We start from the raw sequence: 13,009 nt of genomic DNA, 5'->3' as shown, positions 1-13,009 counted from the left end.
ATCATTTCTTCTTCCACTCATCCAGCCGCATAGCTAGCGTCTCAGCGGTGACGGATTCGGTGAAGCCATCGGCCAGCGTCTTGGTTTTACCGAAGGTCGTCTCGGCGCGGACGCGGTAGTAGTACTGGCTGCCGGACTGCATGTTCGAGTCGTGCGTGAAGCGGACGATGTGGCGCGGTGCATACGTTTCATGCCAGGAGTAAAACGGGCCGATGCTGTTCAGGATGATCATCTCTTCATCCCTGAACTCGACACGGCGACGATGCAGCAGGGTGAAGAGGCCCAGGCCGATGATGAGAGGCGCGGTGGTGCCCCAGATGAAGCGGAAGATCAGCGGCGCGTCTCCGCTGCGCACCATGGCGATGAAAATCCCGAACCAGATGACACCGAAGAGCAGCAGAAAGAACCCCAAGGCACGAAAACGGCCCGGCGGGCAGTCGATGAGCATTGGAATGCCGTTCTCGTCGAACTCCGTGAGCACGCCGCAGCGTTTCAGACGCTCCGCCAGATCTTCCGTGCCGAGAACGACGGCCTCAACGTCGTGCCGTGCCTCGGATTCGGCGAGTTTCGCTTCTTCACGGCTGACAAACACCGGCAGCGGCAGCACGGAGGGTTTTCCGCCGCCGGCGGGGGTCAGTTCAAGGCTCCAGAGATGCTGCTCGACCGCGCCCGTCATGAATTCGGCGTCCTCGATCACGACGCACGGCAGACCGCGTGGAATCTCCACCCGCAGCGGCAGCGCAACGCCATTCAGCTCGCGCCTTGCCTCGCCTGCGGAGAGTGTTTCATCGTGCTGCCAGATCGTCTCTGTCGTGGTGCTCGATCCCCTGCCGCTGCCACGCGTGATCTTGCGCTGGCAGAGCACCCGCGCCTGAATGACCTCACGCGGCGAGAGCACCCGGTCAAAGCGCAGTTCGCCCTCCAGCAAGGCTCCCGGCCGCAGCGGTGTTTGCTTGAGCCAGAGCGACGGCCTGCCGAGCGCCAAGCGCGTTTTGAAGCGCTGCCAGGCAAAGAAGAGCGGGATCAATGCAAGCGCCGACGGCAGCAGCGCGAACACAGCCGTGAATGATTGGACCAGCTCGCCGCTGACAATGATGCCTAGCGCCAACGGCCCCTGAACGAGCAAAATCCAGCCTGCGGCGACGAGGATGGCCGTCAGGCCGTTTTTCGACTCCTGGATCGTGTCTCCGCTCCACTCCCGCCGCCAGCGCCATGGCTCGGAGGGATGTTGTTTCGCCAGTTTTGCCTCCGCCATGGTCTTCCGTGCCTCCAGAGCGCCGCCCAGCGAGACGAGCGCGCCCACGAGCGGGAAGACCATCGGGAAAATGGACATCATGAGCATCAAACCCCAGCGCAGCTCGGGAAACAGCACGGCCTGCTCCGGCTTCGCGGGGTTCACATAGCAGCGGAAGGGGCGGTCCTTTCCCTCAAACATGCGGATCTGCGCGTGCGCGCGCTGCTGGAAGTCGCCGATGTTATCCGAGCCGCCCGTGAGGCCAACCTCCTCGCTGCGGTAAGTGCGGCCGTGATGTTCATAACGATAGCTCGCGGTCGCTTTGCGGGTGGTGCCGCCCTTGCTGCCGCGTGAGCTTTTCATGTCCGCCTTTTCAATCCAGCACGGCACTTCCTCCCATCCGCGAGCGGACCACCAGGTGCTGATCGCGGGAAAGTAGAGAAACCAGCCGATCGCCAGTCCGGCGATGATGAACGGCAGGCCGAACAGCACGGCACAGCCTCCTCCGAGTTGTTTGGCAGGTCGTGCTGCGCTGGAAGGGATGCGGGTCAGTTTCAGCATGGGCGTAGCTTTGCACAAAGCGGCTGACTTCCGCAACAGGCGCGTATGATGCACGCGTCATGCCTCCCAAGTTTCATCCCTTCGGCGCGTCGCACCAGGCCGTGCTCCTCGTCACCGCGCTGGCGCTGGTGCTGATGATCGTGCTCTCGCGCACGCGTTTCGCGGGCATGGCTGAAAAGACGCTCGGGACTCTGCTGCTGCTGGAGTTTCCCGGCACGATGGTCACTCACCTGATGACCGGCTCCCTGAACGCGCAGACCTGCCTGCCGCTGCAGTTTTGTGACGTGGCCGCCATCGCGGGCGGGCTGGGTTTGTGCTTCAAAAAGCAGTTCTGGTGCGAGGTGGTGTACTTTTTCGGTCTCGCGGGCACGCTGCAGGGGCTCGTCACGCCCGCGCTGCAGTTTGATTATCCCGATCCGCGCTTCTTCGCGTTCTTTGCGCTGCACAGCGGCGTGACCATCGCGGCTTTTTATGTCGTCACCGGCATGCGCATGCGGCCCGCGCCGGGAGCGGTGGCGCGGATGATGGGCTTCTCCCTGTCATGGTATGCGGTCACGGCGGTGGCCAATGTCACGCTCGGCACGAACTACGCTTTTCAGTGCGCGAAGCCGGTCAATGCGAGCCTGTTTGACCACATGGGACCGCCTCCTTGGCACAATCTCACCGCCATCGGACTCGGAGTCGTGCTCTACTCCGCGCTCTACCTGCCCTTCGCCTTCCGGGAGAGCAAAGGCTGACATGTCGCTTTGCATTTCACGTTTTGGCCCCATAATCGCGCCCCCTCAATCCCACCCCGCCTCCAATCCACGACAATGAAAGCCCCCGCCTGGTCCATCGAAGAATCCGCTGATCTGTACGGCATCCGCGAGTGGGGACATGGTTACTTCGACATCTCCAGGCAAGGCGAGGTCGTGGTGAACCTCAAGGATGGCAAGAAGAGCAAGGCCGTGTCGCTCGCCTCCATCGTGAACGGCCTGCGCGAGCGCGGCACGCAGCTTCCGCTGCTCATCCGTTTCGGCGACCTGCTCCGTGGCCGCATCGACGAGCTGAACGAGGGCTTTGCCTCCGCCATCGCGGAAGGAAAGTACCAGGGCGTCTATCGCGGCGTGTATCCAATCAAAGTGAACCAGCAGCAGGAGGTCATCGAGGAGATCACGCGCTACGGTCGGAAGTATCATTACGGCCTCGAGGCCGGCAGCAAGCCGGAGCTCATCGCCGCGCTGGCCTACATGCACGACCCGCAGGCCTACATCGTGTGCAATGGCTACAAGGACGAGGAGTTCATCGATCTCGCGCTCTACGCGCAAAAAATGGGCCTGCAGGTCATCCTCGTGCTCGAGATGCCCACCGAGCTCGATTTGATCCTCGAACGCTCGAAGAAGATGGGCGTACGTCCCACGCTCGGCGTGCGCTTCCGCCTCAGCGCCGAGAGCGCCGGCCACTGGAGCGGCAGCGGAGGTGATTCGAGTGTCTTCGGCCTCAATATCTCGCAGCTCATGCACGTCGTGGACAGCCTGCGGGACCAGGGCATGCTCGACTGCCTGCGCATGCTGCACTACCACCAGGGCTCGCAGATTCCAAACATCCGCGCCATCCGCCAGGCGGTCACCGAGGCCACGCGTGTGTATTGCGGCCTTGTTCAAGAAGGCGCCCGCATGGGCATCCTCGATCTCGGCGGCGGTCTCGCGATCAGCTACGACGGCCAGAAAGGCGCCAGCGCCGCCAGCAGCAACTACGGCACGAAGGAATACTGCGCCGACGTCATCGAGGCGATCACCGAAGTCACCGCCGAGGCTGGCGTGCCGCATCCAGACATCATCACCGAGTCCGGCCGCGCCATCGTGGCCTACTACAGCGTGCTGGTGATCAACATCCTCGACATCAACCGCTTTGAGTCCCGCTCGGACATCAGCGAGATCCAGATCAACAAGGACTCCCCTGCCCTGCTGCGCAATTTGCATGAGCTGCGCGTCGAATCCACCCGCAACGCCGCCAAGACCAGCCGCGACCGCCTGCAGGAGATCTACAACGACGCCGTTTACTACCGCGACAAGCTCCGCAGCGAGTTCAACTATGGCAAAGTGAACCTCCGCGAGCGTGCGCACGGCGAGGAGCTTTACTGGGACATCATGAAGTGGGTCTCCGACATGCGCGAGAAGTGCGAGCACGACGGCTCCCAGATGGAACGCCTCGACACCATCCTCACTGATTACTACTACGGGAACTTCAGCGTCTTCCAGAGCCTGCCGGACCTTTGGGCCATCGATCAAATCTTCCCCGTGATGCCGATTCATCGCCTCAAGGAGAAGCCCACCCGAAATGCCGTGCTCTCCGACATCACCTGCGACAGCGACGGCAAGATCGACAAATTCGCCCTGGCCGACGGCATCAGCCGCAGCCTGCCGCTGCACGATCCCGAGATCGAAAAAGGCCACGAATACATGCTCGGCATCTTCCTCGTCGGCGCGTATCAGGAAACCCTCGGTGACCTGCACAATCTCCTCGGCGATACCAACGTTGTCTCTGTGCACATCGAAAACGGCAAGGTGAAATACAGCGAACTCGAAGGCGACAGCGTTTCCGAAGTGCTGACCTACGTCGAATACGAGCCGAAGGACATGGTCACCCGCTTCCGCCACCTCGCCGAGAACGCCGTGCTCACCAAACGCATCACCGCCAACGAGCGCCGCGAGATCATGGACGTTTTCGAGGCCGGCCTGCGCGGCTACACGTATTTCGAGAGCTGATTGGCTCAGATAAACGATACCTTTCGCGGAATCGCACGCTGGAGCAGCTCCAGATACCTCGCGCATGGGATCTCATGCCCGCCGAACATCGCGAGATGCGGTGTGGTCCACTGCGTGTCATGCAGCAGGTAGCCGCGCTCCTTCAGCCGCCATTGCAGATGCGTCAGCGCTACTTTCGATGCCTGCGGCTCGCGGCTGAACATCGACTCGCCGAAAAAAGCGCCGCCGATGCTCACGCCATAGACGCCGCCCATCAGTTTGCCCTCACGCCACACCTCCACGCAGTGCGCGAAGCCGAGGCGGTGCAGCTCCTCGTAGGTGTCGAGGATCGTGTCGGTGATCCATGTGCTCTCACGGTCGGCACAACCGCGCATCACATCGCCAAAGGCCGTGTTCCAGCGCACCTCGAAGGGATGCTGCTTCAAATATCGTGCAAACCGCCGCGGCACATGAAACTCCGCCACCGGCAGGATGCCGCGCATCTTTGGCCTGTACCAGGAGATGGAGCCGTCATCCTCCCCCATCGGGAAGGCCCCCTCGCAGTAGGCGTTTAACAAATCCACAGGCTCGATTCGCGGCATGGAGGCGAGTTTAAAGTTCCAGGTTCAAAGTTCAAAGTTTGAATCACTTGAAACTTGGAACCTGAAACTTGAAGCTGCGAACGATGACACTCGCCACGCAGATCACCATCTTCCGCATCCTGCTCATCCCGGTTTTCATCGGGCTGGTGATCTACTACGGCGAAAGCGTGCAGGCCGGGAAGGCCGATGAATCGCTCCGCCTGTGGGCCGCGGCCGTCTTCGGCATCGCGGCGCTCAGCGACGCGGTGGACGGCTGGATCGCCCGCCATTTCAACCAGCGCTCGCGCCTTGGAGCCATTCTCGACCCGCTTGCTGACAAGCTGCTGCTGCTCTCCGCCATCATCACACTCAGTTTCACCGCCTGGAGGCAGCATTTCCCGCTGTGGTTCCCCACCCTGGTCATTTTCAAGGACCTCGCCTGCATCGGCGCGGCCTTCCTGATCGACCACGTCGCCGGATTCTGCCGCATTCAGCCGCACTGGACCGGGAAAGCCACCACCTTCACGCAAATCATCGCCATTCTGTGGATCCTGCTCGATGTGACATGGATTCCCCTCATCTGGCCTGTGGCGGCGGCGGGAGTCTTCACCGTCTGGTCCGGCATGTTTTACCTCGTGGACGGCACAAAGCAGATCCGGGCCGCCGGGCATTGATTGACGCGGCGGGGGCTTCGTGCTCCTTGAGCAATGCTCAAAACCGTCGCCATCGTCGGAAGGCCCAATGTGGGCAAGTCCGCGCTCTTCAACCGCCTCGCAGGCAAAAACATCTCCATCGTCCATGACATGGCCGGGGTGACGCGCGACCGCATCACGGCGCAATGCCGCAAAGGTCCCGCCTGGTTCGAGATCATGGACACCGGCGGCATCGGCGCGAACACCGATGACGTTCTGACCGACCAGGTGCAGACCGAGGCCAGCATCGCGCTCGACGTGGCCGATCTGCTGCTTTTTGTCGTCGATGTGGTCGATGGCGTGACGCCGATCGACCAGACGCTCGCCCGCGAGCTGCGCAAAACGAGCAAACCAGTCATCCTTGTGTGCAACAAGGCCGATTCGCCGAAGCGCAAGCTCAACGCCGGCGAGTTCGCCCGCTTTGGCTTCGCAGACATGATCGAAGTCAGCGCCGCGCATGGCAAAGGCATCGACGAACTCGTCGCCACCATCTCCGAGCGACTCGATTTGAAGGAAACGACCGAAACCGAGGACGCCAAGGCCGGCCAAAACGTCAAGCCGCTCAAGCTCGCCATCGTCGGTCGCCCGAACGCGGGCAAATCCTCGCTCGTGAACGCCATTCTCGGCCAGGAACGTGCCATCGTCAGCCCCGTCGCCGGAACCACACGTGACGCGCTCGACATCCAGGCCCGGTGGAACAACAAATCATACCAGCTCATCGACACCGCTGGCATCCGCCGCCGTGCGAACCTCGACACCTATGTCGAAATCTCCAGCGTCGAACGCAGCATCCAGAGCATCAAGCGCGCCGACCTCGTGCTGCTCGTCGTCGATTGCGCCGATGGTGCGAAGATGCAGGACCGCAAAATCGCCCAGATCATCCTGGAGGAGCGCAAGCCCTGCATCCTCGTGATGAACAAGTGGGATCTCTTCCATCCCGATGGCAAGCAGAAGGACCGCATCGAGCACCTGGAGGAAATCATGCGCCGCGAGTTCTTCTTCCTGCACTACGCGCCGCTCGTCGCCATCTCGGCGAAGAACAAGGACCACATCGGCAAGCTCTTCGTGCAGATCGAAAAAGTGCGCACCGGTTCGCAGAACCGCATCAGCACCGGCTCGCTGAACCGCCTGCTGCACACCGCCATCGAAAACACGCCCGGCGCGCTCGGCCGCAGCACGCACAGCTTCAAGCTGCTCTACGCCACGCAGGTCAACGAGGCCGCAGAGTTCGAGATTCCGGTGCCGCACTTCGTCCTCTTTGCCAATCGCGCCTCCAAGCTCACCGAAAGCTACACGCGCTACCTCGAAAAAGTCATCCGCGAGGAATGGCCCGCCCCCGGCGTGCCCTTCCGCATGAGCGTTCGGGGCAAGGGCCCGAAAAAAGAGCGCTGAGGCGCATGGCGGAAGCCTCCGCGCCTTTGGACAATCGCAGCGTGGTATTCCCATGTGGTGCCTCGCATTGGACAATCGGCGCATGAGCATCCAAACCACCACTGTCGGCTCTTATCCTGTCCCCGACTGGCTTTCCGCGCTGCCGAGCGAACAAGCGGTGACCGACGCCACACGCGTCGTCTTCGATACCCAACGCCAGGCGGGCATCGATCTGCCGACCGATGGTGAGTTGTACCGCTTCGACGTCAATCATCCCGACACCAACGGCATGATCGAGTACTTCGTCCACAAGCTCGGCGGCATCGACAGCCGTGTCGGTCGTGCGGACACCGCTGCATTCCGTGCGAAGCATGAAATGGCCTTCCGCAGCAAGCCTGCGGCCGTGGTGCGTGGCCCGATCACCGAAGGCGTGCTCAATCTGGCCGAGGATTGCACCCGTGCAGGCAAAGTCGCCGGCGGACCGTTCAAATTCACGCTCACCAGCCCCTACATGCTCGCCCGCACGCTGCTGGACACGCACTATCACGACTTCGAAGCGCTGAACATGGCCATCGCCGATGCTTTGGCCGCGCAGGCCGCCGATTTGCAGTGTGACTGTGTCCAAGTCGATGAAGCAAACATTCCCGGCAATCCCGCCGATGCACCGATCGCCGCCGCAGGCATCAATCGCGTGCTCGCCGCCGTCAAAGGCCGCAAAGCCGTGCATTTCTGCTTCGGCAACTACGGCGGCCAGACGATTCAAAAGGGCGAATGGGCCGCGCTCATCACCTTCTTGAACTCCCTGCATGCCGATCACCTCGTGCTCGAACTCGCGCACCGTCCCGCCGCCGATCTGGATGCCTTGAAGGAGCTTGATCCGAAAATCGGCGTCGGCCTTGGCGTCGTGGACATTAAGGTGAACCATGTCGAAACCGCCGACGAGATCGCCCGCCGCATTGAGGCAGCCGAGAAAATTCTCGGAGCAGGCCGCGTGAAGTTCATCCATCCCGACTGCGGCTTCTGGATGCTCAAGCGCAGCATCGCCGACCGCAAAATCGCCGCCCTCGCCAAAGGCCGTGACAGATTCGAGGGCCGGTGATTGAATCGACGCATTCATGAAACGACTTCTTGTCATCCTCTCTGCTTTCAGTCTGGCCTCCTGTGCGATGATGAATATCAACAGCCACTGCATGAAGGCCGCGCAGCGGAAGATGCTCGACACGCGCAAGCTGCAGCAGGCCGGCCAGTGGGACGAATCCCTCGCAATGGCCGAGCGCATGCGCTCCAGCGTCTCCAAATCGGTCGCGAGCGCGCCCAACCAAAAATCGGCCGCCGGAATGCTGGTGGACACGCGGCCGCTGCTCGCCGCGTGGGAAAACGGCCCGTTTGCCGAGTTAAAAACCGCGCTTCAAAAAAGGGATGCCAGTCGCTCCACCGCCGCCTTTGCCTCGCTACGCCAGCAATGCGTGAACTGCCACACCGTGCTGGGGAAGCCCCAGGCGCAGGTGAGCGAGATTCCGTGAAACAAGGTCACGCCTGCCCGAACAGCCTTTTGAGCACCGCCTCGTCCGCAGTTGTCGCGAGCATGAATGCATGTGAGCCGTGGCTCCAGGAGGCGTAGTGCCAGTTTTTCGCTGCCTTGAAGCAGGGCGCGTCGGCGGCGGGGCAGTCGCAGAGGTTGGTGTTGTCGAGCACGAGCAGATGCGCCTCGCGGCCTGGCTGGAGTTCGAAGCAGATGATCGTGGCAGGACGGCCTTCGATTTTGACGCGTTTGCAACCGTAGGTCTTGAGTCCTGCGAGGCCTGGCGGCAGGGCGCTTGGACAGGGGCATTCGTTCTGGGTGAGATGCTGCTTCACCGCCTCGAACGTGGCGGCTTTTTGATCGAGCCTCACCACGCCGTACTCGACCTTGGCGATGGCATTCAGCGAATCACTCTCCCACGCGGCCATGGCGCTGCTGGCAGGCCAAAGCAGCGTCCAGCCAAAGACCGCGCAAGCCGCGGCGGCGATAGCGGCGGGCGTGATCCACGTCACCGGGCGTTTAGCGGGCGCTTGCGCACCTCGGAGGATGTTCTCTCGCAAGCCGTCTGCCACCGGCATGTTTTGCAGAACCGCGGCCACGGTTTCATCGAAAGCGGCGCGTTTTTCGACCCACGCGGCCAGTCCGGCTTCCTTTTCAGCGAAGGCGAGCGCCTCCGGCGACGCATCCTGCGGGCGGAGCGTCGTGGCGTCGAGTTCGAGTCTGGCTTCTTCGCGGTTCACGAGGTGAATGAGGCTGGGATGGTGTTTTGTTCGAGGCGGAGCAGGATGGCGCGCAGTTGATCCTTCGCACGCGAGAGGCGTGACATGACGGTGCCGATGGGGATGCCGAGAGATTCGGCGATTTCGCGATAGGACAGCTCCTTGAGGTAAAAAAGCACCAGCGGAGCACGGTAGTTCGGGTCGAGCTGTTCGAGCGCTTTTTGCAGCGTGACACCGTCCACACGCGGATTTTCATCGACGCTTTCGCTCTCGGCAGCGCCATGCAGATCCGGCTCAAACTCGACCTGCTCGTGCTTTTTCTCCCTACGCGCAATGCTCAGCCACTCGCGATAAATGGTCGTGTAGAGCCAGGTTTTTACTTTTGAGGCGTCACGCAGCATGTGGCCCTTCTTCGCCCACTGCAGGAAGGTCTGCTGCACAAGATCCTGCGCCGTGGCCTCGCTGCGGCACATGCTGAGCGCGAAGCGGTGGAGTCCCTGGTAATGGGCGTCCACGATCTGCTCGAAGCTGGGCGGGGAGTCGGTCACGCGGCGAGCTATCGGGCGTTCTGCGGGCCATTCAAAGCCGAAATCGAGGGCGAGTTCCATGAGGGCATGCGAGCCATTGGCCTGTGGGAGCGCCGGTCGGCGGGATTATTCCCCCTGAAAGCCAACTTTTTTGCGGACGGACAGGCAAAGTCCGGCTTAATTTCCAGGCGTTTATTTTCATGGCATCCACCACCAAGCATATTCATCTCATCGGCATCTGCGGCACGGCCATGGGCTCCACCGCTGTGGCGCTGAGAGCCCTGGGACACCAGATCAGCGGTTCTGATTCCCAGGTTTACCCGCCGATGAGCGATGTGCTGCGCAACGCTGGCATCACCGTCACCGAAGGCTACAAGCCGGAGAATCTGCCTCTCAACGCCGATGTCTATGTCGTCGGCAACGCGATCTCCCGCGGCAATCCCGAGCTGGAGGCCCTGCTGGAGAAAAAGCTGCCCTATGTCTCGATGGCGGAGATGCTGAAGCAGCAAGTCATCCAAGGAAAACGCAGCTTCGTGGTGAGCGGCACGCATGGGAAGACGACGACAACAACGATGCTGGCATGGCTCTTCGAGCACGCGGGGAAGAATCCCGGCTTCATGATCGGCGGTGTGCCGGAAAACTTCGAATCCGGGGCGCGCTTCACGCATTCGGACATCTTCGTCATCGAGGGCGACGAGTACGACACGGCCTACTTCGACAAGCGCAGCAAGTTTCTGCATTACCTGCCGGAATGCGCGATCGTGAACAACATCGAGTTCGATCACGCGGACATTTTCCCGGACCTGGACGCCATTCTTCTCTCCTTCCAGCGCTTCCTGAACACCGTGCCGCGCAACGGTCTCGTGCTGATCAACGGCGATGATCCGAACTGCCTGACGCTGCGTGCCAAATGCCCCGCGCCGCTGAAAACAGTCGGCCTGGGACCGACGTGCGACTACCGCATCGAGATCACCGGCACCACGCCGGAGAGCACGAAATTCACGATTAACGGCGACGCCTTCGAGGTGCCGATGATCGGTGAGTTCAACGCCCGCAACGCCGCGATGTGCGTGTGCGTCGGCCGTTTCGGCGGTTTGAGCGATGATGATATCCGCAGCGGGTTACTGAGCTTCCGCGGCATCCGCCGCCGCCAGCAGGAACGCGGCACGGCTCACGGCATCACGGTGATCGACGACTTTGGCCACCACCCGACGGCGATCCGCGAGACGCTGCGCGGCCTGCGGCAGCGTTATAACGGCCGCCGCTTGTGGGCCTTGTTCGAGCCGCGCTCAAACACAAGCCGCCGCAATGTTTTGCAGAACGAATTGATCGACGCTTTGACCGAGGCGGATGCCTCCGTCATCGCCGCCGTGGCGAATCCAGAGAAAGTGGCAGCCGACCAGCGTCTCAACACCGCGAAAGTCGCCGCGTCCGTGACCGCACGCGGCAAACCGTGCTGGTTCGAGGTGAGCACGGACGCGATCGTGAGCCGTTTGAAGAGCGAAAGCCGCAGCGGGGATGTGATCGTCGTCTTCAGCAACGGAGGCTTCGACGGCATCCACGACAAGCTGCTGAAGTCTCTTTAATAGACGATCTGCACCTCGTCGCCCACTCGCACCTGGTGGAAGAACTCCTTCGCCTTCTCGTAAGGAAGACGGATGCAGCCATGCGAGGCCGGACGGCCTGTGACATAGCCGCTGTGCAGGCCGATGGCGCCGCAGTTCAAGCGCATGAACCAAGGCATGTTCACATGGTAGAGCGTGGAGACATGCGAGGTGTGCTTGTCAGTGATGACATAACGTCCCGCCGGCGTGCCGTAGCCTTCGCGTCCGGTGGAAACCAGGGTGTGATTGATGATACGGCCCTGCTTCGTCACCCAAGCGCGTTGGCTGGAGAGATCGACTGTGACGAGCGTGTCCGGCTCGGACTCGGGATCGCGGCCCAACAGCACGCGCATGAGGAAGAGATAGCCCTGCGTGGCGGCGAAATTGATCGGGTAACGATGGTAACGTGTGGTGCCGAGGCCGGGGCGCGCTCCCGCACGCATCAGGGTCACCGCGCCCTCGACATCGCCACGGGCGGCGCAGCAGATCAGGGGCGTGATACCGCGGTCGCTTTCGAGCGCGTTGCGCAGATCCTTGATCTGGCAGCGGTCGATGACGGATTTAAGGACGGGCGTTTTGAAGCGTGTGTTGGGATCGACACCGGCATCAAGCAGCGCCTGGAGAACATTCGTATTGCGGCGCAGTGACGCGATGGCAATGGGCGGCTGCTTTTCGTGCGCGGGCTCGTTCATGTCCACGCCTGAAAGGGCCAGCACACGCACACATTCGGCGCGGCCCATGCGCACGGCGGCGCAGAGAGGCGTGTCGCCACCGAGAGTCGCCTCACGCGGCGAGATGCCGAGCGCGATAAGACGGGCAAGGTGCGCGGGATCGTCATTGAGGACAGCTTGATACGCCTGAGGCAGCGCATCCGTCCGCGGCATCAGCTTCGTCCAATGCTCGGTGATGGGATCGACCAACGGCCGCCATGGTCGCGGCTGGATGACCACAGCGGGAGTTTTTTTCGCGGGGAGCACCTTCTGCACGACCGGCTGTTCGATGTTCGCAGGCTTCGGCGGCGGTGATTTGGCGGCAGCCGCCTCAGTGGCGCGACGAATGGCATCCTTCTCCGCGTTCGACGGCATACGCGGCGGCACCACGGGAGTGAATGTGGTGTCCACTGGCAGCGCGGCACGGATTTCCGCCGCAGTTTCACTCAACCTGCCCTGGCGGGTCTTGCCAACCGAGGCGGAGGGCGGGACGACCGCGCCGGGACGAAACATCTCATGATTTTTCAGAAGATGGATGATGCCGCCGCAGACTCCCACACCGACAAGCGGCGGGAGCACGCACGCACCCATCATGCTAAGCCATTTGTTTTTCATTTCTGCGTCACGGAAGCGATTCCCATAACAAAAATGAACGATGTGTCGAGTTTCGATTTACGTGGAACGCATAGCATGCCGAATCATCCTGCCCGCATGATTAAGAACGCGGTATGATTTTGCAGAGTCACCGCAAGATTTTATGGC

Annotated in this window: 12 protein-coding genes; 7 read left to right on the top strand and 5 right to left on the bottom strand. The window is 61.7% G+C overall.

Translation table 11 applies throughout. The features are described from left to right. Nucleotide 1: 1 nt before the first annotated feature. Nucleotides 2-1,795: a DUF3592 domain-containing protein gene (locus ACILSE_RS03025; RefSeq protein ID WP_395715868.1), complete on the bottom strand. Its 1,794-nt coding sequence runs from the start codon at nucleotides 1,793-1,795 to the stop codon at nucleotides 2-4. Nucleotides 1,796-1,854: 59 nt separating this feature from the next. On the opposite strand from ACILSE_RS03025, the gene ACILSE_RS03020 reads away from it, so the two are divergent. Next, nucleotides 1,855-2,532: a TIGR02206 family membrane protein gene (locus ACILSE_RS03020; RefSeq protein ID WP_395715867.1), complete on the top strand. Its 678-nt coding sequence runs from the start codon at nucleotides 1,855-1,857 to the stop codon at nucleotides 2,530-2,532. Between the two features lie 75 nt (nucleotides 2,533-2,607). Next, a complete protein-coding gene (gene speA / locus ACILSE_RS03015) occupies nucleotides 2,608-4,542 on the top strand; it encodes a biosynthetic arginine decarboxylase (RefSeq protein ID WP_395715866.1) in 1,935 nt (644 codons plus the stop codon). Nucleotides 4,543-4,547: 5 nt separating this feature from the next. On the opposite strand, the gene aat is transcribed toward speA, so the two are convergent. Then, complete coding sequence (aat, locus tag ACILSE_RS03010; RefSeq protein ID WP_395715865.1) at nucleotides 4,548-5,123, bottom strand: leucyl/phenylalanyl-tRNA--protein transferase; 576 nt, start codon at nucleotides 5,121-5,123, stop codon at nucleotides 4,548-4,550. Nucleotides 5,124-5,206: 83 nt separating this feature from the next. Between aat and ACILSE_RS03005 the strand changes: the two genes are divergently transcribed. From ACILSE_RS03005 to ACILSE_RS02990, 4 genes are all read left to right on the top strand, one after another. Next, complete coding sequence (locus tag ACILSE_RS03005) at nucleotides 5,207-5,776, top strand: CDP-alcohol phosphatidyltransferase family protein (RefSeq protein WP_395715864.1); 570 nt, start codon at nucleotides 5,207-5,209, stop codon at nucleotides 5,774-5,776. A 33-nt stretch (nucleotides 5,777-5,809) separates the two neighbouring features. After that, a complete protein-coding gene (gene der, locus ACILSE_RS03000; protein WP_395715863.1) occupies nucleotides 5,810-7,186 on the top strand; it encodes a ribosome biogenesis GTPase Der in 1,377 nt (458 codons plus the stop codon). A gap of 82 nt (nucleotides 7,187-7,268) precedes the next feature. Further along, a complete protein-coding gene (locus ACILSE_RS02995) occupies nucleotides 7,269-8,264 on the top strand; it encodes a cobalamin-independent methionine synthase II family protein (protein ID WP_395715862.1) in 996 nt (331 codons plus the stop codon). A gap of 16 nt (nucleotides 8,265-8,280) precedes the next feature. Next, nucleotides 8,281-8,688 carry a hypothetical protein gene (locus ACILSE_RS02990; protein ID WP_395715861.1) on the top strand — a complete coding sequence of 136 codons (408 nt, stop codon included), beginning with the start codon at nucleotides 8,281-8,283 and terminating at the stop codon, nucleotides 8,686-8,688. A 7-nt stretch (nucleotides 8,689-8,695) separates the two neighbouring features. Here ACILSE_RS02990 and ACILSE_RS02985 read toward each other — a convergent pair whose 3' ends face one another. Together ACILSE_RS02985 and ACILSE_RS02980 are read right to left on the bottom strand one after the other, a co-directional pair. Further along, nucleotides 8,696-9,427 carry a hypothetical protein gene (locus tag ACILSE_RS02985; protein ID WP_395715860.1) on the bottom strand — a complete coding sequence of 244 codons (732 nt, stop codon included), beginning with the start codon at nucleotides 9,425-9,427 and terminating at the stop codon, nucleotides 8,696-8,698. Then, nucleotides 9,424-10,014 (bottom strand): RNA polymerase sigma factor, encoded by a 591-nt coding sequence (locus ACILSE_RS02980; RefSeq protein ID WP_395715859.1) that lies wholly within the window; start codon nucleotides 10,012-10,014, stop codon nucleotides 9,424-9,426. The genes ACILSE_RS02985 and ACILSE_RS02980 overlap by 4 nt, the downstream gene beginning before the upstream one ends. 119 nt (nucleotides 10,015-10,133) lie before the next feature. On the opposite strand from ACILSE_RS02980, the gene mpl reads away from it, so the two are divergent. After that, on the top strand, nucleotides 10,134-11,519 hold the full coding sequence (gene mpl / locus ACILSE_RS02975) for a UDP-N-acetylmuramate:L-alanyl-gamma-D-glutamyl-meso-diaminopimelate ligase (protein WP_395715858.1): 1,386 nt from the start codon (nucleotides 10,134-10,136) through the stop codon (nucleotides 11,517-11,519). On the opposite strand, the gene ACILSE_RS02970 is transcribed toward mpl, so the two are convergent. Beyond that, on the bottom strand, nucleotides 11,516-12,826 hold the full coding sequence (locus tag ACILSE_RS02970) for a L,D-transpeptidase family protein (protein WP_395715857.1): 1,311 nt from the start codon (nucleotides 12,824-12,826) through the stop codon (nucleotides 11,516-11,518). The two genes, mpl and ACILSE_RS02970, sit on opposite strands and share 4 nt — an antisense overlap. Between the last annotated feature and the right edge of the window lie 183 nt (nucleotides 12,827-13,009).

Source organism: Prosthecobacter sp. (genome assembly GCF_044236155.1).
In the GTDB taxonomy this organism is placed as follows: domain Bacteria; phylum Verrucomicrobiota; class Verrucomicrobiia; order Verrucomicrobiales; family Verrucomicrobiaceae; genus Prosthecobacter.
This window is presented reverse-complemented; position numbering and strand designations above follow the sequence as displayed.

Excerpts from the sequence above, each read along its gene's own strand:
- ACILSE_RS03025 (WP_395715868.1), bottom strand. The coding sequence starts at position 1,795 with ATGCTGAAACTGACCCGCATCCCTTCCAGCGCAGCACGACCTGCCAAA.
- ACILSE_RS03020 (WP_395715867.1), top strand. The coding sequence starts at position 1,855 with ATGCCTCCCAAGTTTCATCCCTTCGGCGCGTCGCACCAGGCCGTGCTC.
- speA (WP_395715866.1), top strand. The coding sequence starts at position 2,608 with ATGAAAGCCCCCGCCTGGTCCATCGAAGAATCCGCTGATCTGTACGGC.
- aat (WP_395715865.1), bottom strand. The coding sequence starts at position 5,123 with ATGCCGCGAATCGAGCCTGTGGATTTGTTAAACGCCTACTGCGAGGGG.
- ACILSE_RS03005 (WP_395715864.1), top strand. The coding sequence starts at position 5,207 with ATGACACTCGCCACGCAGATCACCATCTTCCGCATCCTGCTCATCCCG.
- der (WP_395715863.1), top strand. The coding sequence starts at position 5,810 with ATGCTCAAAACCGTCGCCATCGTCGGAAGGCCCAATGTGGGCAAGTCC.
- ACILSE_RS02995 (WP_395715862.1), top strand. The coding sequence starts at position 7,269 with ATGAGCATCCAAACCACCACTGTCGGCTCTTATCCTGTCCCCGACTGG.
- ACILSE_RS02990 (WP_395715861.1), top strand. The coding sequence starts at position 8,281 with ATGAAACGACTTCTTGTCATCCTCTCTGCTTTCAGTCTGGCCTCCTGT.
- ACILSE_RS02980 (WP_395715859.1), bottom strand. The coding sequence starts at position 10,014 with ATGGAACTCGCCCTCGATTTCGGCTTTGAATGGCCCGCAGAACGCCCG.
- mpl (WP_395715858.1), top strand. The coding sequence starts at position 10,134 with ATGGCATCCACCACCAAGCATATTCATCTCATCGGCATCTGCGGCACG.